Genomic DNA, 18,846 nt, shown 5'->3' with positions numbered 1-18,846 from the left:
GTGGGCGGACGCGGTGAGACTTGCGGCGGTCATGGCGTCCTCCCTGAAGGTGCAGCTCGAACGCCTGTCACCTTGGCTTGTCGTTTAATATATAAAAACGGTAGATTATATTGACTAAATAATTCGACCCCGGTTATCCTTGTAATTAGCAAGTACAAGGTGTGAAATGGGGACTTGGAACATGGTGCATATCGGGCTCTGGAAAGCCGTCGCAGGGGCGGCTGTGGCGTTGGTGGTCTCAGCCGGCCTCGCCGCCGCACAGGACGCCCGGGATGCGTCCGCCCCGCCCAAGGCCGGCGGAACCCTCACCGCCATCATCCAGCCCGAGCCTGTCATTCTCACCGCCGCGCTCAACACGGCGGCGCCCACAGGCATCGTCACCGGCTCCATCTTCGACGGTCTTGTGGACTATGACGCCAACCTCAAGGCGGTGCCGGCCCTGGCCGAGAGCTGGGAGACCTCGAAGGACGGCCTGACCTTCACCCTGCACCTGCGGGACGGGGTGAAATGGCACGACGGCAAGCCCTTCACCTCCGCCGACGTGAAGTGGACGCTGGAGGAGGTGTGGAAGAAGATCCACCCACGCAACCAGGCCATCTTCGCGAAGGTCACCTCGGTGGACGCGCCGGACGACCGCACCGTGGTGCTGCACCTCAGCCAACCCTCGGTGGCGATCCTGTCCTCGCTGAATTCCAACGGCGCCCAGGTGCTGCCCAAGCACCTCTACGAGGGCACCGACATCCTCAACAATCCCTACAACAACAAGCCGGTGGGCACCGGGCCGTTCGTCTTCAAGGAATGGAGCCGCGGCAATTATATCGTGCTGGAGCGCAATCCCGAATATTGGGACAAGGGCAAGCCCTATCTCGACCGCGTGGTCTTCCGCGTGATCCCCGACGCCGCCGCGCGCTCCGCAGCGCTGGAGAAGGGCGAGGTGCAGTGGGGCGTGCTGAGCCCGGTGCCGCTGAAGGACGCCGAGCGCCTCGCCAAGCTGCCCAACCTGCGGGTTTCCACCGAAGGCTATGAGTGGCTTTCCCCCTGGCTGTTCGCCGACTTCAACGTGGAGCGCGGCCCCCTCAAGGACGTGAAGGTGCGTCAGGCGCTGGCCCAGGCCATCGACCGCAACGCCATCTCCAAGGTGGTGTGGTTCGGCTTCGCCAAGCCTGCGACCAGCCCCATTCCCTCGACCCTCGCTGCCTTCCACGATGCCGGCGGCATCGCCTATGACTACGATCCCAAAAAGGCCGAGGCGCTGCTGGACGCGGCCGGCTACAAGCGCGGGCCGGACGGCGCCCGCTTCACCCTCGATATCGACTACATCCCCTATGGCGACGACTACAAGCGCACCGCCGAATACCTGAAGCAGGCGCTGAAGCGCGTGGGCGTGGAGGCCAATGTCCGCTCGCAGGATACTGCCGCCTTTACCCGCCGCGTCTATGGCGACCGCGACTTCGACATCTCCATCACCTGGTTCGCGGCCTTCTCCGATCCGCAGGTGGGCGTGAACCGCGCCTACTGGTCCGGCTCCATCGGCAAGAACATTCCCTGGACCAACGGCTCGGGCTATCGCAACGACAAGGTGGATGCGCTGATCTCCGCCACCCAAGGCGAGGGCGACCCGGAAAAGCGCATCCAGCTGTTCAAGGACCTGCAGAAGACCGTGCTGACCGATCTTCCCACCCTGCCGCTGGTCGAGCTGAAGTTCTTCACGGTGGAGGCCGCCAACCTCAAGCACCCGAAGGCAAGCGGCGACCAGGTGTATGGCTCGTTCCGCGATTTCTGGATTGACGACGGCAAGCCGACGGAAGCGAAGGCCGACACCCCCAAGTCCAACTGAGTTTCTCCCGAAACTTGGCCGTCCGGTTCGTCCGGACGGCCGCTTCTTTTCATGTCCGAGACACTGCCATGGCTCCTTTCTCCCGCCGCCGTTTCCTTGCCGCCGCCTCGGCCCTCGCGCTTGCCGCGTCGGTCGGCCCGACGCACCTCCAGGCCGCAGCGGCCACCGATGCTCCGGTGCGGGGCGGGACCCTCTCCATCATCCTCCAGCCGGAGCCGGTGACCCTGACGCCGGTGGCGAATGTCGCCCAGCCGACCCAGGTGGTGGCGGGCAATGTGTTCGACGGCCTCGTCACCTACGGGTTCGACCTGAAGCCGGCGCCGCAGCTCGCCGAAAGCTGGGAGGTGGCCCCCGATGGCCTCACCATCACCTTCCACCTGCGCAAGGGTGTCACCTGGCACGACGGCAAGCCGTTCACGGCGAGCGACGTGAAATGGTCGCTGGAGAATGTGTGGAAGACCATCCATCCGCGCAACAAGGCGCTGTTCGAGAACGTCTCCGCCGTGGAAACGCCAGACGACCACACGGTAGTGCTGAAATTCTCCAAGCCGTCGCTGCCGATCTTCTCCGTGCTCAACGGCGTCGGCGCGCCGATCCTGCCGAAGCACCTCTACGAAGGCACGGATATTCTCAACAACCCCTACAATAACAAGCCGGTGGGCACCGGTCCCTTCGTCTTCAAGGAGTGGCGCAAGGGCGAATATCTCGTGCTCGAGCGCAACCCGGCCTATTGGGATGCCGGCAAGCCCTATCTCGACAAGCTGGTGTTCCGCGTCATTCCCGATGCGGCGGCCCGCGCGGCGGCCATCGAGAAGGGCGAGGTGCAATATGCGCCGTTCAATCCCGTGCCGTTCCGCGACGTGGAGCGCCTCGCCGCCTTGCCCAACCTGAAGGTGGAGACGCGCGGCTATGAATGGCTGTCGCCGGTGCTCTATTTCGACCTGAACGTGGAGAACCCCTATCTGAAGGACGTGCGGGTGCGCCAGGCCATCGCCCATGCAGTGGACAAGGCGGCGCTGGCCAAGGTGGTGTGGTTCGGCTACGGCAAGCCGGCCGTCAGCCCCATTCCCTCCACGCTCACTGCCTTCCATGACCCGAGCGTGCCGACCTATCCGTTCGATCCCAAGAAGGCCGAGGCCCTGCTGGAAGAGGCCGGCTTCAAGCGGGGGACGGATGGCGTTCGCTTCGCGCTCACCCACGATTTCCTGCCCTATGGCGACGATTATCGCCGCACCGGCGAATTCCTGAAGCAGGCGCTCAAGCGCGTGGGCATCGAGGTGGCGATCCGCGCCCAGGACAGCGGCGCCTTCATCAAGCGCGTCTATGCCGACCGCGACTTCGACATCTCCTCCTCCTACAACGCCGCCTTCCCAGATCCGCAGATCGGCGTCGTGCGCGAATACTGGTCCGGCTGGCTCGGCACCAAGACGCCGTGGACCAACGGCTCGGGCTATCGCAATGCGCAGGTCGATGCGCTCATCGAAAGGGCGGCGGTGGAAGGCAATCCGCAGGCCCGCGCCGCCGATTTCCGAGCCTTCCAGCAGATCGTGCAACGCGATGTGCCCACCCTGCCGCTCCTGGAGCTGAAGTTCTTCACCGTGCATGCCGCCAACCTGAAGGGCGCGGTGGAGCAGGGCGACCAGGTCTATTCCTCGCTCCGCAACGCCTGGTTCGATGGGCCGAACGCCGACGCGCCGAAGGGGAACTGAGGCGTGGCACGGTACCTGAAGCGGTCGCTCGGGCAGATCGCCTTCGTGATCATCGGCATCGCCGTCATCAACTTCTTCCTGCTCCGCCTCGCCCCCGGCGATGCGGCGCAGGTGATGGCGGGAGAGGCAGGCTCGGCGACGCCCGAATACATGGCGGCCCTGCGCCAGCAGTTCGGCCTCGACCAGCCGCTCTATGTACAATTCCTGTCGTATCTGAAGAATGTACTGACGCTCAATCTCGGCTATTCCTTCCGGCAGGGCATGCCGGTTTCGGAGCTGATCGCCCTGCGCCTGCCGGCCACCCTGCTGCTCATGGGCACCTCCATCGCCTTCGCGGTCAGCGTCGGCGGCACGCTGGGCTTCCTCGCCGCGCGCCATGCCGGCCGGCTCGCGGACACGGTGATCTCCTCGGTCGCGCTGGTGTTCTATGCCACGCCCGTGTTCTGGATCGGCGTGATGCTGGTGGTGGTATTCTCGGTGCTGCTCGACTGGCTGCCCGTGGGTGGCATGGCCAGCATCGAATCCGGCCTCACCGGCCTCGGCTATGCGGCCGACGTGGCCCAGCATCTCATCTTGCCGGCGCTGACGCTGGGCCTGTTCTACCTGGCCATCTACACCCGCCTCATGCGCGCCTCCATGCTGGAGGTCTACGGGCAGGATTTCGTACGCACGGCGCGGGCGAAGGGGGTGCGGCCCCGGCGCATCGCCTTGCGCCACGTGCTGCGCAATGCGCTGTTGCCCATCGTGACGACGCTGGGCGTGCAGCTCGGCTCCATCCTCGGCGGGGCCATCCTGGTGGAGACGGTGTTCGCTTGGCCGGGCCTCGGCCGGCTCGCCTTCGAGGCGCTGTTCCAGCGCGACCTCAACCTGCTGCTGGGCATCCTGTTCTGCTCGTCGGTGGTGGTGGTCTTCGTCAATCTCGCGGTGGATCTCGCCTATACGGTGCTCGATCCGCGCATCGAGCTGAGCTGAGGAGGCTTGAGCATGGCTCTCCTCGATTTCGCCTCGCCGCCCGTTTCGTCCCAGGCGGCCGCCGCGCCCCGCGACACCCTGCTACGTCGCCTGCTGCGGCGCCCGTCGGCGGTGGTGGGGCTCATCTTCTTCGCGCTCATCATCGCCATGGCGGCGTCGGCCGACATCGTCTATCCCGACGACCCGCTGGACATGGTGGCCCAGCCCTTTCTCTGGCCGGGGCAGGATGCGGCCTATCCACTGGGCACCGACATGCTCGGGCGCGACATCGCCTCCGGCATTTTCCACGGGGCGCGGGTGTCCCTGCTCATCGGCGCGGTGGCGACGCTGGTGTCGCTGGTGATCGGCGTCACCACCGGCGCGGTCTCGGGCTATTACGGCGGGCGCCTTGACGCTGGCCTCATGCGCGTCACCGAGCTGTTCCAGACCGTGCCGCCGTTCCTGTTCGCCCTCGCCATCGTGGCGATCCTGCAGCCGTCCATTCCCACCATCACCTTCGCCATCGGCATCACCGCATGGCCGAGCCTGGCGCGGCTGGTGCGCGCGGAGGTGCTGAAGCTGCGGCACGGGGAAATGGTGGCGGCCTCCATCGCGCTCGGCGCATCGGACGGGCGCATCATCCTGCTCCACATCTTGCCCAACACGCTGGCGCCGGTGATCGTCTCCGCCTCCATCCTGGTGGCGAGCGCCATCCTCACCGAATCCTCCCTCGCCTTCCTCGGCCTCGGGGATCCCAACGTGGTGAGCTGGGGCGGCATGGTGGGGGCCGGGCGCGAGGTGCTGCGCACCGACTGGTACGTGGCGACCCTGCCGGGGCTCGCCATCGTCGCCGCCGTGCTGGCGCTGAACCTGCTCGGCGACGGCCTCAACGACGCCCTGAACCCCAAGGGGGCGCGGCGATGAGCGAGCCTGTTCTGGCGGTGGAGAACCTGTCCATCGCCTTTGCCAGCGGCCGCACCACGCGCCGCGCGGTCCACGACCTCTCCTTCGCCGTCGACCGCGGCGAGACGCTGGCCATCGTCGGCGAGAGCGGCTGCGGCAAGTCCATCACTGCCCTGTCCCTGCTGGGCCTTGTGCCACCGCCCGGGCGCATCGACGGCGGCCGCGTGCGGCTGGAGGGGCGCGATCTCGCGGCTTTGTCGGAGGCGGAGCTGCGCAAGGTGCGCGGCGCCCGCATCGCCATGATCTTCCAGGAGCCGATGACGGCGCTGAATCCGGTGCTGACCATCGGCGAGCAGATCATGGAGGCGATCCTTGAGCATGAGAGGGTCGGCCGCGCCGCCGCCCGCGACCGGGCCATCGCTTTGCTGGAGCGTGTCCACATTCCCGACGCACGCCGCCGTTTTTCGGATTTCCCGCACCGGCTGTCCGGCGGCATGCGCCAGCGGGTGATGATCGCCATGGCGCTGGCGCTCTCGCCCGCCGTGCTGGTGGCGGACGAGCCCACCACGGCCCTCGACGTCACCATCCAGGCGCAGATCCTCGACCTCATGGACGAGCTGAAGCGGGAGAGCGGCACCGCCGTGGTGCTCATCACCCACGACCTCGGCGTGGTGGCGCAGCACGCAGATCGGGTGCTGGTGATGTATGCCGGCCGCAAGGTGGAGGAACGCGCCACGGCGGACTTGTTCGCCCGTCCGCTGCATCCCTACACGCGCGGCCTCATCGCCGCCCGCCCACGCCTCGGCTCGGGGCGCTTCGGGCGCCAGCGCCTGGTCGAGATTCCGGGCACGGTGCCGAGCCTGTCTGGCCGGCCGTCCGGCTGCGCCTTCGCCCCGCGCTGCGCGCTGGCCGAGGTGGCCTGCACGGTAGCGGTTCCTCCCCTTGTTGCGGCCGGCGGCGGCTCGGTCGCCTGCCTGCGCAGCGGAGATGTGCATGTTCCAGAGCATCGGCGTGAAGCCCTTGACGCCTGATCCCGTGCTTCAGGTGGAGGACCTCTCCATCCGCTTCCAGACTGGACGGGGCACGGTGCAGGCGGTGAGCGGGGTATCGCTCGCGATCGCGCCGGGCGAGACGCTTGGCCTCGTGGGCGAGAGCGGCTGCGGCAAGTCCACGCTGGGCCGCGCCATCGTGCGGCTGATCGAGCCCGCGGGCGGCCGCATTCATCTCGCCGGGCAGGACATCACCCATGTGCCGCGCCACCGCCTGCGCACCGCGCGGCGCAAGGTGCAGATGGTGTTCCAGGATCCGTTCGCCTCCCTTGATCCGCGCTGGACCGTGGGCGAGCTGATCGCCGAGCCGCTGCATATCCACGCCGTCGGCACCCGGGAGGAACGCCGGGCCCGGGTCCGCGACCTGCTGCACAAGGTGGGCCTGCCGCAGGACGCGGCCGAGCGCACGCCGCACCAGTTCTCCGGCGGCCAGCGCCAGCGCATCGGCATCGCCCGCGCGCTGGCTCTTGATCCCGCCGTGGTGGTGCTGGACGAGCCGGTCTCGGCGCTGGACGTATCGGTGCAGGCGCAGATCCTGAACCTGCTGTCGGACCTCCAGGAGGCGCTGGGCGTCGCCTTCCTGTTCATCAGCCACGATCTGTCGGTGGTGGAATATGTGAGCGACCGGGTGGCGGTGATGTATCTCGGCCGCATCGTCGAGCTGGCCGATCGCGAAACCCTGTTCCGCGCGCCGGCCCATCCCTATACGCGAGCGCTGCTCGACGCGGTGCCGCGGACCGATGGCGGCCCGCACCGCGCCGCGCCGCTCGCCGGCGACCTGCCGAGCCCCTACGCACCGCCGCCGGGCTGCGCTTTCCATACGCGCTGCCCCATGGCCGTAGCGGCGTGCCGTACCGACAGGCCGCAGTTGCGAGCCGTGGGACCGGGGCATTCGGCCGCCTGTCACCTCGCCATGGAGTAGGGTCCCTGCCGCCAGCCACGCCTGGCGACCAGACTCCCAAGCAGAGGTGAGGAGGCCCGCCTACCGCCTCCGCGGTTTCGGTGCGCCTCAGGCGATAACGGCCTGTTCGGAAAATGAAATCCATTGGCCGAGGCGCTCGCCGTGGCGAAAAGTCTCACCGTGCGCCAGCGCGCCAAGCGGTTTGGCGGCTACGGCGGGCTATCCTTCGTCGAAATGCCGCAGTCCATCGCCGATGAGATGGAGGAATGGCTCGCCACCGAGACCTTCGACGGCTGCGTGGACAAGGTGGCGCCGCAACCGCGTCCGCCGCTCAGGACCAGCGGCGGCAGAGGGTGCGGGCGAGGGTGTCGAGCGCGTAACCGAGCACGCCGATGAGCAGCACCATGGCCATCAGCTCCGAATAGGCGAGGCGATCCCGTGTATCGAGGATGAAATAGCCGAGCCCGGCGGAGACCCCGAGCATCTCGCACGGAACAAGCACGATCCACAGGATGCCGATGGCGAGGCGCACGCCGGTGAGGATGTGCCCCATCACCCCCGGCAGGATTACCCGCGAGAGCATCTCCCACCGCGTCGCCGCAAGGCTCCTCGCAAGCAGGATCCAGCGCGGATCGAGCTGGCGCACGCCGGCGGCTGTGGACAGCAGGATCGGCCACACCGCGGCGAAGGCGAGCAGGAAATAGATGGGGTGGTCGCCTACGCCGAACACCATCACCGCCAGCGGCATCCACGAGAGCGGCGAGATCATGCGCAGGAACTGGAAGGCCGGCGTAGTCGCCGCTTCCAGTGCGCCGAACGTGCCCACCGCGAGCCCCAGCGGCACGCCGATGGCCAGCGCGAAGCCGAGGCCGATGAAGATGCGCTGGAGGCTCACATAGACATGGATCGGAAGGTCCGAGTGAAGCAGCAGGCCGCCGAGACTGGCGAACGCGCTCGCGGGCGAGAAGCGCCGCGCGAAGCTGCCGGGTGCGGCCAGCACATCCGTGCCGAGCCACCACAAGGCCAGGAGGACGAGCAGGCCGGCGATGCCGAGCAGGGAACGCGAGAGTCCGCCGCCCCGCGCGGCCTCGCGAGGGCGCGCGCCGCTCTTCGGATTGGCTCGGGCGGCGAAAGACACCTGCTGCGGCTCCGCATTCAAGGCGCGATCACCTCAGTGCGGGTGAAGGCGGCAGGAAAACCGAAGGCGGGGAGCCCGCCGGAGGCCGCCAGCGCCGTCTTCACGAAGCGGTCGTCCACCAGTTCCTTCGCTGCCGTGGCGGGATCAAGCCGGGAGAGGAAGGTGGCGTCGCCCTCGATCAGCGTGCCCTTGAGGCTCCGCACCAGCTCCTCGGTGTAGCTCGGGAACGGATAGGGCTGGAAGTCGATGCGCTTTTCCTTCCAGTCGGCATGGCGGATGGCGCCGGACTTCAGATAGGCCTCGGTGTCGCCCGCCGGCGGGGCCAGCACCTTGTCGAGCACCGCCTGGGCGTGGGGTGTGTAGCGGTTCGGCCCGTCCTTGGAGAGGAGGCGCGCGGTCTCGGAACGGTTGGCACGGGTCCACAGCTGCGCCTTCACAATGGCGTTCACCACCTTCTGCGACCATTCGGGCCGCCCGTCGAGATCGCGCTCGTGCATGAACACGACGCAGCAGGCATGGTCCTTCCACACGTCGCCCGTGAAGCGAAGGACCTTGCCGATGCCCTGCGCCTCCGCCACCGCATTGAACGGCTCGGCGACGATGTAGCCGGCGACCTGGCGGGAGGCGAGGGCGGGGGGCATGTCGGCGGGCGCCATCACCACGAGGTTCACCTCGTTCGCGGCGGGCGCGCCAGTCTTCTTCGTCACTGGCGTGAGGCCGTTCTCGCGCAGCAGCTTCTGTACCACCACGTTGTGGATCGAATACCAGAACGGCACCCCCACCGTCTTTCCGGCGAGGTCGGCGACGGACGCGATATCCGGGCTGACGGTCAGCGCGGAGCCGCTCACGTGGTTCCAGGCCACGACGCGAGCCGGGGCGCCGGAGCCGAAGCGCGCCCACATGGTCATGGGGGAGAGCAGGTGGATGACGTTGACCTGCCCCGAAATGAAAGCTTCGATCACTTGGGCCCAGCTGCGCAGCAGCACCGGCTTCTCCGCCTTCAGGCCTTCCGCCTCGAGCAGGCCGTTGGCATGGGCGACGAGCAGCGGCGTCGCGTCGGTGATGGGCAGGTAGCCGATGCGCACCGGTGCGTCCGCCTCCTGTGCGCGGGCCTCGGCGGCGCGAAGGAGCGGCAGGGCGCCCGCCGCGGTGAAGAGGGCGGACAGCTTCAGCATTTCGCGGCGGGAAAAGCCGTGCCGCGGAAGGCATGCGATGCACATGGTCGGGTTCTCCAGTCGGCAGGAGTCAGTGGCGGCGTACGGCGCCACGCAGGGCCTTCAGAATTTCGATGCGCAGGATACCGAGGGCAGCGACCTCATCCCGGCGCGGCCGGGGCAGATCGAGGGTCCAGTTCTCGACCTGCCGAGCCGGCGAGCCGCCGATGAGCAGGACCCGGTCGGCGACGAGGAGCGCCTCGTCGATATCGTGGGTGACGAGCAGGGCGGCGGTGCGGAAATCGGCCACCACCTTCAACAACAGGTCCTGCATCTCGGCCCGCGTAACCTCGTCGAGGGCGCCGAAGGGCTCGTCGAGCAGCAGCACTTCGGGCTTGCGGGCGAGGCAGCGGGCCAAGGCTGTGCGCTGCGCCATGCCGCCGGACAGGGCGGACGGCGGCAGGTGGCGGGCGTGGTCGAGCCCCACTTCGGCGATGGCTTCATCGACGCGCAAGCGGCGCTCCGCCCGCGACAGCTGCGGCTGGCGCTTGAAATCGAGGCCGAAGGCGACGTTGGCTTCCAGCGTCAGCCAGGGCAGCAGGCAGGGGTCCTGGAAGGCGACGGCAAGGCGCGGATGCACTTCCTCCAGCACCACGCCGCCCATACGCACGGTGCCCGTGCTTGGCCGCTGGAGGCCGCCGAGGACGCGCAGAAGGCTCGATTTCCCGACCCCGCTCGGGCCGAGGATCGCCACCACCTCCCCCGGCTGGATGGCGAGATCGAAATCTTCCAGCACGGGTTGAGACGCGCCGGGATAGCTAAGCGCGATGCCATGCGCGGACAGGACGGGAGGGCTCATGCGGCGCTCTCGCGCTGGGCGGCCAGCGCGGTTTTCAGCTGCACGAGACTAGGGGTAATGACCGGCACGAAAGCCGCCTCCCGCCAGCGACGGGCGAAGGCGGCACCGGGCTCGGAGAGATAGGCCCGCCCGCCTGTCGCCTGCAATTCCAGTCCGACAGCCTCCGCCGCGATATCGGCGAGGGCGATACGGATGCGAAATAGGGCCGCTGGCTGGGTCTCGAAGGCGCCGCTCTCAAGCCCCTCTGCCAGCGCGCGCACCTGGGTGCGCAGGGTGGCGGCGAGGGCAGCAAGCGGCTCACCCAGGATATGGCGGCCGGCACCGGCCGCCTCGCCCGCCGCGGCGACGGCCCGGCGCGCAAGGCCAATGGACATCCCGCACTGGAAGGCGAGGAAGGCCGGGCGCACCTTGGGCAGCCAGACGTGGGCATCGTCAGCGATCACGCGATCCGGATCGATGCGCACGCCGGCGAGCGCGACTGCCGCCGTGTTGGTGGCGCGCAAGCCGATAAGGTCGAGGTCCGCCGAGCGGTCGAGACCGGCATCGCCAGCCGCAAGGGACACGACGAACGCACCGGGCCGGTCGCCATGGGCGACGGCGGCGGCGAGGTGGAAGTTGCCGGGCTCGAGGTTCGTGACCCAGGGCAGCTTGCCGTCGAGCCGAAAACCGTCTCCTTCACGCCGCGCCGTTACCTGAAGCCCTTCAAGTCCGGCGAGGAATTTCATGGCGTTCGAGAGGCCCGTGGCGCCGGCGATGCGCCCGCGCAGCAGATCCGGCAGGAGACGTCCGGCCAAAGCCGCGTTCGGGCTTTGGAGCAGGTATTCCACATAGGTCCGGTGGCCCCAGAAGACGAAGCCGGCGGCGAGCGAATGGGCGGACACAGCGGCGATGGCCTCCACCACGTCCACGAGGCGCCCACCCGCTCCACCCGACGCCTCGGGGACGCCGAGGGTGAAGACACCGGCGGCGGCAAGGCGCGGCAGAAGCTCGCCGGCGGCGCCGACATCGGCATCGAGCCGCGGGGCGGCGTCCTCCAGCCAGGCGGAAAGGGCGGGATCGAGCGGAGCAGGCGTCATGCGGCGCTCGCGCGCGGCGCGTCCCAGCGGAAGGGCTCAAGCTGCTGATTCAGGGACGCATCGCCGAGATTGTTGGCGAAGTTGCACAGGGTGGCGAGGCTGACACCCAGCACCACCTCCGGCGCCGCCTGGGCATCGAATCCGGCGGCGCGGAAGGCGGCGAGGTCCGCATCCTCGACACGGCCGCGGCTGGCGATGACGGATCGGGTGAAACGGGCCACCGCCTCGAGCCGCGCATCCGGCACATGGCCCCGGGCGCGCAGCGCGGCGATGACGGCTGGGTCCAGCCCGGCCTTGGTGATGATGGCGGTGTGACCGGCGACGCAGAACCCGCAGCCACGCTCGGCCGCCGCGGTGATCTGCACCGCCTCCCGCTCGGCCAGGGATAGGGAGCTAGGGGCGTTGATGCCGTAAACGGTGAGATAGGTTTCCAGCGCCACCGGCGCATTGGCGTGCACGTGCAGGAGGTTGGGAAGGAACCCGTTGCGCGCCTCGGCGGCGGCCAGGAGCTCCTTCGCGTCAGCGGGGGCATCGTCCAGCGAGCGAAGGGGGGCGCGCGCCATATAAGTCTCCTTTTTCGACAGGTTTAATTATAATTCTCAGAATGCGCAAGATTTGCGCTTGAAGATGAAAACATCAGCACAAGAGGCGGTGTTGCGGCCTTGGGGGCCGGCGAGCCAGTCAGGCGGGGAGGGGGCAAACGGGAGCTGCGGAAGGGGCGGCAGCCCCTCGAGGCAAGCCGTTTCGCGGGTCCGGGCGTGATCAAGATGGATCGCCTTCGGACACAGGCGTTTCAGGCCGGTGGGCCCTTCGAGCTGCGGTAGTCCAAGCTGCTCAACCTGATCTCAGGCTCGACACGCCAGACGCGTGCGCCGCCCGCTTCGCCGCAAGCGCCAGCGGAAGCCGCGTTGCCAACGATAGAGGTGGACGTGGCGACCGCCTTCGCGCGGGCGTAGCCGTCCACCATTGACGCACGAAAAAGGTGCGGGCACGCCGGCGCCTGCCTCGGACCGCGCCAGAGGTGGCAAGCATGTGGTCAGGAGCGGGAATTGCCCACCTTGGCTGACATGGCCTTGACAGCGCGGTGCAGGAGGACGCGGATTGCTATGGGCGACAGGCCTGAGCGCTGCGAGACCTCGGCCACCGACTGTCCCTCGATCTTCACCGTGCGCACGATGTCGCGGGAGCGTGGAGACAGGCCGTCCAGCAGCCGTTCCAGATCGAGCCGCGCGCTGGCTGACGGTTCTTCGTCCACTCCGATGAAATCCTCGATCTCATCCATGGCGCAGGTCGGGCTGCGACGTGTGGCCCTCAAGTGATCGATGAGCTTGTAGCGGGCGATGGCGAAGAACCAGGCCGCGAAAGGCCGTTGCGGATCATAGGTGGCCCGGCGCTCGTGGATGGCGATGAGGGTATCCTGCACCAGATCTTCGGCGTTCGCATCGCGACCAAGACGGCGCGCGAAATAGCCTCGCAGCGTCACCGCCAGTGCCTTGAGCAAGACGTGATAGGCCGCCTCATCTCCCGACTGGGCGGCGATCATCAGTGAGTCGAGCGGGGGGTTCGGCACCGACACGTCCACCTCCGCACCAGAGTCCTGCCTCTTCGCCGAAGGCCCAACGGCTCGCCGGGTGGCGGCGCAATTCGATGGCAGCCCGACGTTGAATTAATTCTAGAACGATTGCCCTAAAACGCAAGCTGGCATTGGGACTAAAGGCACGCGCGGGCTTACCACCGCAGCAGTCGCGGACCCAGAAGCGCACCGAGAACACCGGTGAGGGCAATGCCCGCCCCGTACCACAAGGTGACGAAGGGCAGCGCCGTCTCGTTGCAGGCGATCGCGTAGATGGAGGCCGAGAGCGCGCCGGCCGTCACGCCCACGGCGGCACCGGCGAGGCGCAGCCGTGTGGGAGCCATCTGGCGCATGGCATACATGCCGGCGGCGAGGATGGGCAGCGCGAGCAGCATGATGAGGGCCGTGCAATGGTCCAGCGTATGGCCGAGCAGAAGCGACCGGATGGCGTCCCGCGGCGCGGTGATGAGTTGGACGCTCGCAAGCAGGGCCATGCTGCCGGCCACGGCGATTCCCACGCCGTAGCCGCGATCGGCCTCGGCCCCGGGCCGGCCCAGCCGGTCCACGGCCATCAGCCCCGCCACAGCAAGGCCGAGCGGGAAGATGAGTTTGATCCAGAACGAGGCCGTGAAAAGCGCGGCGGCCATGTCCGGCCGCAGGCCGAGCAGCGCCAGCATGGCGAGAGCGGATATCACGCTGCCGGCGGCAAACGACACAGCCAGGGTGCGGCGTACCGACGGCACCGGCGCGCTCGAGATATCCCCCGCCAAGGCGTCGATCAGGGCATCCGTCGAGATGCCCTCTTGTCCCGCTGCGAAGCGCACGCGGTCGCGCATCGTGATCCAGCCTTCCCGTGTGGACGCTGCACCAAGGCAGCCCATCTGATTTCAGTGCCCGCCAGTTGCTGGCCGCAGCAGAAATACCTTGGGATCATCCATCCAGGGTGCGGCGAAAGCAAGGAGCGGCCTGGCGCCGTTCGGTGACAAGATCAGGAGCATTCGAGCTTCGCGGCGCGCATGCGGTGACTGCGCACCTTGTGCCGGTTGCCGCAGGCGGACATGGAGCACCAGCGCCGGGTCCCGTTGCGCGCGGTGTCGTAGAAGATGAGGCTGCATTCGGGATTGGCGCAGTGCCGCAGGCGCGCCGTTTCGTACAGGGTCGCGAAGTCCGCGAAATCCGCGGCGATGGCCGCCAGCGGGTCCATGTCGCCGGCTTCTTGCTGCTCCACCAGAAGCTTGCCGTCGCGCCAGGAGAGCTGCGGCGGTGCCGCGCCAGCGACCAGATACCGATTGACGAGATCCAGGTCCGAGGCGGCGGGGCGGCTGCCCGTCTGCAACGCGTCGAACAGGCGCTGCAGGGCTGCGCGCAACGCATGCACGTCGGCCAAGTTGGCGGCGGCAACGCCTTTGCGTCCCGCTCCCGCCTTGAGCCCGGCGGCGGCGAGCCATTTCGCCCATCCCTCCGGCGTCGCCAGAAAGTCCCCCAGGGCCACCGGCGCGGAGTTCGCGAAATCGATCCAGAGGCGGCTGCCCAGAAACGGCATGCCATCCCGGAAATCGCTGTCCTGCGTTGTGGCCAAGACCCGTGTCCCTTCTTCGACAGGCACCTGAAGGGGGCGCCGTAACCGGGAAGATAGTTCGTCACAGGTTTGGCGCAAGGCCAGCGGCAGACGCAGCGAAACTATTAAAAATAGTTTGACAGGTTACATGAGGCATGTAACTCCATTGGCGTCATTAAACCAGTTACGAAAGGTGCCCCATGCTGAATGCGTTTCTCCAGGCCGTCCGTCCGGCTGCGGCCGGATCGGTCCCGGTCGCCAAGGTGTCCTATCGCCGGGCGGCGGTCGGCGGCCTCGACATCTTCTATCGGGATGCGGGACCGGCCGACGCGCCGGTGATCGTGCTGCTGCACGGCTTTCCGTCCTCTTCCCACATGTTCCGCGATCTCATTCCCGCGCTCGCCGACCGCTATCGCGTAATCGCGCCGGACTATCCGGGCTTCGGCTATTCCAGCGCCCCGGCGCCCGAGGATTTCGCTTACAGCTTCGATGCCCTCGCCGACGTGGTGGAGACGCTCCTCACCGACCTCGGCGTGAACCGCTATGTGCTCTACATGCAGGATTTCGGCGGACCGGTGGGCTTCCGCATCGCGGCCCGTCATCCGGAGCGGGTCAACGGCCTCATCGTGCAGAATGCGGTGGCGAACCTGGAAGGCTTCGCCGCCAGCGCGGCCGGCACCTTCGGGCCCTATTGGGGCGACCGCAATGCCGAGACGGAAAAGCCTGTCCGCGGCTTCCTCACCGCTGAGACCACGCGCTTCCAGTACGAGCACGGCTCCTCGGCCCGCGCAGATCACGTCAGCCCGGACGCCTGGCACCATGACCAGTGGCTGCTGGACCGCCCCGGCAATGACCGGATCCAGCTGGAGCTGCTCTACCGTTACCAGGACAATGTGGGCGCCTATCCGCAGTGGCAGGCCTATCTGCGCGCGTACCAGCCGAATATCCTCGTGACCTGGGGCGACAACGACCCCTTCTTCACCGCCGCCGGCCGTGACCTGTTCAAGGCGCTGGTGCCGGCCACCGAGGTGCAGTCCTACGACGCCGGCCATTTCGCGCTGGAGACCCACGGGCCGGAGATCACCGCCGCCATCCGCGCCTTCCTCGCCCGCGTGGCCCCGGCGGCCTGACGCCGGTCGCGCGCGCCCTCGCACATCGCCCGCCGCCCCGCCGGCCGATCCCGGCGTGGCGGCCTTGCTGCCCCCTCGCGGAGTCTTCCGATGCCTTCCCTGTCCCGCACGCTGCTCGCCATCGGGGCGACAGCGCTTTGTCTTGGCTTGCCGCTTCCCGCCGCCCGTTCCGCCCCGCCGGCTCCCGCGCCGGGAGCATCGCAGCCCGTCCTCCAGCCCACGATCCATTACCGGTCGAAGACCATCGACGGTGTCGATGTCTTTTATCGCGAGGCGGGTCCCGCCGACGCGCCGGTGCTCCTGCTGCTGCACGGCTTTCCCTCGTCCTCGCACATGTTCCGCAACCTCATCCCGTTGCTGGCGGATCGCTACCGGGTGATCGCGCCCGACTATCCCGGCTTCGGCCATAGCGCCGTCCCGGATCGCGCCCGGTTTTCCTACGGGTTTGCCGCCTACGCCGGCCTCGTGGACCGACTGATGGGCGAGCTTCACGCCAGCTCGTATGCGCTCTATGTGATGGACTACGGCGCGCCCGTCGGCTACCGGCTGGCCCTCATGCATCCCGAGCGGGTGACCGCGCTGGTGGTGCAGAATGGCAATGCCTATGAGGAGGGCCTGAGCCCCTTCTGGACCCCGCTGAAAGCCTATTGGGCGGATGGTTCGCAGGCGAACCGCAATGCCCTGCGTGCGGGGCTGACGCGAGAGGCGACACGGACGCAATACGTCAATGGCGTCTCGGATGTTTCAAGGATCGATCCCGACACCTGGCTGGTGGACCAGGCCCTGCTCGACCGGCCGGGGGTGGACGAGATCATGCTCGACCTGTTCAAGGACTACGCAAGTAATGTGGCGCTCTATCCCGCCTTCCACGCCTTCTTCCGCGAGCGTCATCCGCCCACCCTCGTCGTGTGGGGCGCCAACGACGAGATCTTTCCCGCTGCCGGGGCGCAGGCCTATCTGAAAGACCTGCCCAAGGCCGAACTGTATCTGCTCGACAGCGGGCATTTCGCGCTGGAGGACAAGGGTCCGGAAATCGCGACGCTGATGCGTGATTTTCTCGCCCGCTCCCTGCCGGTCAAGGGCAACCGGCCGGCCGCGCGTTGAGCCACTCGAAACAGGCCGCCCGCATGGAATGTGCGGGCGGCCCTGCGTTCGCCGGAGCGACCTCACCAGCGCAGCAGCCGTGGTCCCATGGCCCAGCCGAACACGGTGACGAGGGCGATGCCCGTCGCGTACCACACGCCCACATAGACCGGCGTGTCATTGAGGCAATAGGAGGCATAGGCGAGGGCGCCGATGCCTCCTGCAACCAGTCCCAGAAGCGCCCCGCAATAGGGTAGTTCGGTCGGCACCGCCTCGCGCAGCACCAGGGTGAGCAGCACCAGCGGGATGGCCGAGAGCAGCGGAATGGCCACCACGCACAGGCGCCACTCGCGGAACATGACCACCTCGTACCACCGCGACGGCGACAGCGACGCGAGCTCAATGCCGGCCGCGAACCAGACCAGCCCCAAGGGCACCAGCACGAACAGCAGCGTGCCCGACCGGGTGGTGCCGGCACGTGCGGCGCGGCGCAGCCCGTAGAAGGCTATTGCGACCACAGCGGCGAGAAAGCTGATCTTCAGGAAGAAGCCGGGCGTCCGGACCGCCTCCGTGATGTCGGGGCGTAGGCCGAGGGTGAGCATGCACACCAGCGCCGCCGCCACGAACGATCCGAACACGGCAAGCGCCACGACGCGGTCCTGGCGACGGGGATCCACGGCCTCGACGCGGGTGGAGAGGAAGTCGATGAGATCATCGGTATTCATGGGCGTGCCTCCGACAGCACGACGGCGAGCCGCTTCATGCCGCGATGTATTCCGATCTTCACCGCCGCATCGGACATGCCGATGCGCGCGGCCGCTTCCGCGATGCTGAGGCCCTCGATCTTCACGTATTCGATGGGAAGGCGGAAATGCCGTGGCAGTGTCGCCAGCGCCTTGTGCAGCTCGCGCGACGTATCCACGGCGGAAAATGCGTCATGCTCGTCGGCGAGATCGTCCACCTCGTCGATCTGGATGTGGCGCAGGGCGCGGGCATTGGCCCTGAGATAATCGATGAGCTTGTAGCGCGCGATGCCATAGGTCCAGGCCAGCACTGGGGATGAGCCGTCGTAGGTATGGCGCTTGGTGTGCAGGACGAGGAGCGTGTCCTGCACCAGGTCCTCGGCCTCGTCCGTGCCCGCGCCGGCGCGGCGGAGCCTGTTGCGGAAATAGCTGCGCAGGCGGCCGGATACGTGGTTCAGCAGCGCCCGGTGCGCCGCGGCGTCGCCGGACTGGCTCGCCCGCATCAGCGCCTCGAGATCAGGTTCAGGACTGGTCATGAATTATCCCCTCGTGCGGAGGTCTTCGCCCCAGCGCGGCCGTGTGTTACGTCGCGTCCGATCACGAGACTGCGAGCACGGCGCCCGAGACATCAGATGAGGGTTATGACTTCCTTGCAGCTCGTTTTATTCCCGTCCTCTGGAGTGATTTTCTGAGGCCGAGGTCAAAAACAGTTGACCAGATAAAAGGTCATGATCTGTAACTGCAAGGACGCGATTTACGGAAACCTCCATGTCAACGCTTTGAACATGGAGATTACATCATGCGTAAGTCGATCCTTTCCCTTGCGGTCCTCGCCGGGGCTCTCGCCTTCACTGCCGCTGCCCGCGCCGACGACAGCGTGACGGACGCCAACCGCGAGAGCATCCGCGTTGCGCGGGGCGTCACCGCCGACCACGATGGCGGTGCCCAGCACGTGCTCGGCTATGGCAACCAGGCGCATACCGGCGGGTTCGCTGGCGCGCAGCAGGGCCCTTCCGGCGTCTCCGCCGCCGACGCCTTCCTGTTCGAACTCGGTGATCGAGGTCTCGGCCACAACTGACCGCAGCCCGGCCGCGGCGGCAGGTCCGCTACGACAGGCCCGCCACGGCCGGGGCTTCCTTTCGAGGCCGGATCCGCTCAGGTTGGTGAAACCTGAACGGATCC

Annotated in this window: 19 protein-coding genes; 9 read left to right on the top strand and 10 right to left on the bottom strand. The window is 67.6% G+C overall.

Annotated features, from left to right (window positions below; all coding sequences use genetic code 11):
* Positions 1-166: 166 nt before the first annotated feature.
* The 6 genes from FBQ73_RS06510 (at position 167) to FBQ73_RS06485 (ending at position 7,371) form a co-directional block, all read left to right on the top strand.
* Entirely contained in the window at positions 167-1,837 is a 1,671-nt protein-coding gene (locus FBQ73_RS06510) for an ABC transporter substrate-binding protein (RefSeq protein WP_246089596.1), read from the top strand.
* Between the two features lie 68 nt (positions 1,838-1,905).
* A complete protein-coding gene (locus FBQ73_RS06505; protein WP_138398662.1) occupies positions 1,906-3,546 on the top strand; it encodes an ABC transporter substrate-binding protein in 1,641 nt (546 codons plus the stop codon).
* Between the two features lie 3 nt (positions 3,547-3,549).
* A complete protein-coding gene (locus tag FBQ73_RS06500; RefSeq protein ID WP_138398661.1) occupies positions 3,550-4,518 on the top strand; it encodes an ABC transporter permease in 969 nt (322 codons plus the stop codon).
* 12 nt (positions 4,519-4,530) lie between these two features.
* The gene (locus tag FBQ73_RS06495) at positions 4,531-5,421 is read left to right on the top strand and encodes an ABC transporter permease (protein ID WP_138398660.1); all 891 of its coding nucleotides are present in this window, start codon (positions 4,531-4,533) and stop codon (positions 5,419-5,421) included.
* Positions 5,418-6,431 carry an ABC transporter ATP-binding protein gene (locus FBQ73_RS06490; RefSeq protein WP_138398659.1) on the top strand — a complete coding sequence of 338 codons (1,014 nt, stop codon included), beginning with the start codon at positions 5,418-5,420 and terminating at the stop codon, positions 6,429-6,431. Before FBQ73_RS06495 ends, FBQ73_RS06490 begins: the two co-directional genes overlap by 4 nt.
* Positions 6,421-7,371 carry an ABC transporter ATP-binding protein gene (locus FBQ73_RS06485; protein WP_210236707.1) on the top strand — a complete coding sequence of 317 codons (951 nt, stop codon included), beginning with the start codon at positions 6,421-6,423 and terminating at the stop codon, positions 7,369-7,371. Before FBQ73_RS06490 ends, FBQ73_RS06485 begins: the two co-directional genes overlap by 11 nt.
* 310 nt (positions 7,372-7,681) lie before the next feature.
* Here the strand turns inward: FBQ73_RS06485 and FBQ73_RS06475 are convergent, their stop codons facing one another.
* The 8 genes from FBQ73_RS06475 to FBQ73_RS22895 form a co-directional block, all read right to left on the bottom strand.
* Positions 7,682-8,488: an ABC transporter permease gene (locus tag FBQ73_RS06475; RefSeq protein ID WP_138398656.1), complete on the bottom strand. Its 807-nt coding sequence runs from the start codon at positions 8,486-8,488 to the stop codon at positions 7,682-7,684.
* Positions 8,489-8,505: 17 nt separating this feature from the next.
* Positions 8,506-9,708 carry an ABC transporter substrate-binding protein gene (locus FBQ73_RS06470; protein WP_138398655.1) on the bottom strand — a complete coding sequence of 401 codons (1,203 nt, stop codon included), beginning with the start codon at positions 9,706-9,708 and terminating at the stop codon, positions 8,506-8,508.
* Between the two features lie 25 nt (positions 9,709-9,733).
* Entirely contained in the window at positions 9,734-10,501 is a 768-nt protein-coding gene (locus FBQ73_RS06465; RefSeq protein WP_138398654.1) for an ABC transporter ATP-binding protein, read from the bottom strand.
* On the bottom strand, positions 10,498-11,577 hold the full coding sequence (locus tag FBQ73_RS06460) for an acyl-CoA dehydrogenase family protein (protein ID WP_138398653.1): 1,080 nt from the start codon (positions 11,575-11,577) through the stop codon (positions 10,498-10,500). Before FBQ73_RS06460 ends, FBQ73_RS06465 begins: the two co-directional genes overlap by 4 nt.
* Positions 11,574-12,140, bottom strand: a complete 567-nt coding sequence (locus FBQ73_RS06455; protein WP_138398652.1) for a carboxymuconolactone decarboxylase family protein — start codon at positions 12,138-12,140, stop codon at positions 11,574-11,576. The genes FBQ73_RS06460 and FBQ73_RS06455 overlap by 4 nt, the downstream gene beginning before the upstream one ends.
* Positions 12,141-12,613: 473 nt before the next feature.
* Positions 12,614-13,153 carry a sigma-70 family RNA polymerase sigma factor gene (locus FBQ73_RS06450; protein WP_138398651.1) on the bottom strand — a complete coding sequence of 180 codons (540 nt, stop codon included), beginning with the start codon at positions 13,151-13,153 and terminating at the stop codon, positions 12,614-12,616.
* Positions 13,154-13,305: 152 nt separating this feature from the next.
* Positions 13,306-13,986: an NrsF family protein gene (locus tag FBQ73_RS06445; RefSeq protein WP_170218764.1), complete on the bottom strand. Its 681-nt coding sequence runs from the start codon at positions 13,984-13,986 to the stop codon at positions 13,306-13,308.
* A gap of 152 nt (positions 13,987-14,138) precedes the next feature.
* Positions 14,139-14,729: a CGNR zinc finger domain-containing protein gene (locus FBQ73_RS22895; protein ID WP_138398649.1), complete on the bottom strand. Its 591-nt coding sequence runs from the start codon at positions 14,727-14,729 to the stop codon at positions 14,139-14,141.
* Positions 14,730-14,908: 179 nt separating this feature from the next.
* Here FBQ73_RS22895 and FBQ73_RS06435 point away from each other — a divergent pair, with 179 nt between their 5' ends.
* Both FBQ73_RS06435 and FBQ73_RS06430 read left to right on the top strand, forming a co-directional pair.
* Complete coding sequence (locus tag FBQ73_RS06435; RefSeq protein WP_138398648.1) at positions 14,909-15,838, top strand: alpha/beta fold hydrolase; 930 nt, start codon at positions 14,909-14,911, stop codon at positions 15,836-15,838.
* A 90-nt stretch (positions 15,839-15,928) separates the two neighbouring features.
* Positions 15,929-16,942, top strand: coding sequence for an alpha/beta fold hydrolase (locus tag FBQ73_RS06430; RefSeq protein ID WP_138398647.1), 1,014 nt, complete (start codon positions 15,929-15,931; stop codon positions 16,940-16,942).
* 62 nt (positions 16,943-17,004) lie between these two features.
* On the opposite strand, the gene FBQ73_RS06425 is transcribed toward FBQ73_RS06430, so the two are convergent.
* Both FBQ73_RS06425 and FBQ73_RS06420 read right to left on the bottom strand, forming a co-directional pair.
* Positions 17,005-17,646 (bottom strand): NrsF family protein, encoded by a 642-nt coding sequence (locus FBQ73_RS06425; RefSeq protein ID WP_138398646.1) that lies wholly within the window; start codon positions 17,644-17,646, stop codon positions 17,005-17,007.
* Positions 17,643-18,200 carry a sigma-70 family RNA polymerase sigma factor gene (locus tag FBQ73_RS06420; RefSeq protein ID WP_138398645.1) on the bottom strand — a complete coding sequence of 186 codons (558 nt, stop codon included), beginning with the start codon at positions 18,198-18,200 and terminating at the stop codon, positions 17,643-17,645. The genes FBQ73_RS06425 and FBQ73_RS06420 overlap by 4 nt, the downstream gene beginning before the upstream one ends.
* Positions 18,201-18,463: 263 nt before the next feature.
* Here FBQ73_RS06420 and FBQ73_RS06415 point away from each other — a divergent pair, with 263 nt between their 5' ends.
* Positions 18,464-18,742: a hypothetical protein gene (locus FBQ73_RS06415; RefSeq protein ID WP_138398644.1), complete on the top strand. Its 279-nt coding sequence runs from the start codon at positions 18,464-18,466 to the stop codon at positions 18,740-18,742.
* The last annotated feature ends 104 nt before the right edge of the window (positions 18,743-18,846 follow it).

The sequence above is a fragment of the Xanthobacter autotrophicus genome, from assembly GCF_005871085.1.
Lineage (GTDB): Bacteria > Pseudomonadota > Alphaproteobacteria > Rhizobiales > Xanthobacteraceae > Xanthobacter > Xanthobacter autotrophicus.
The sequence above is the reverse complement of the archived record's forward strand: the minus strand, read 5'-3'. Positions and strand labels throughout refer to the sequence as shown.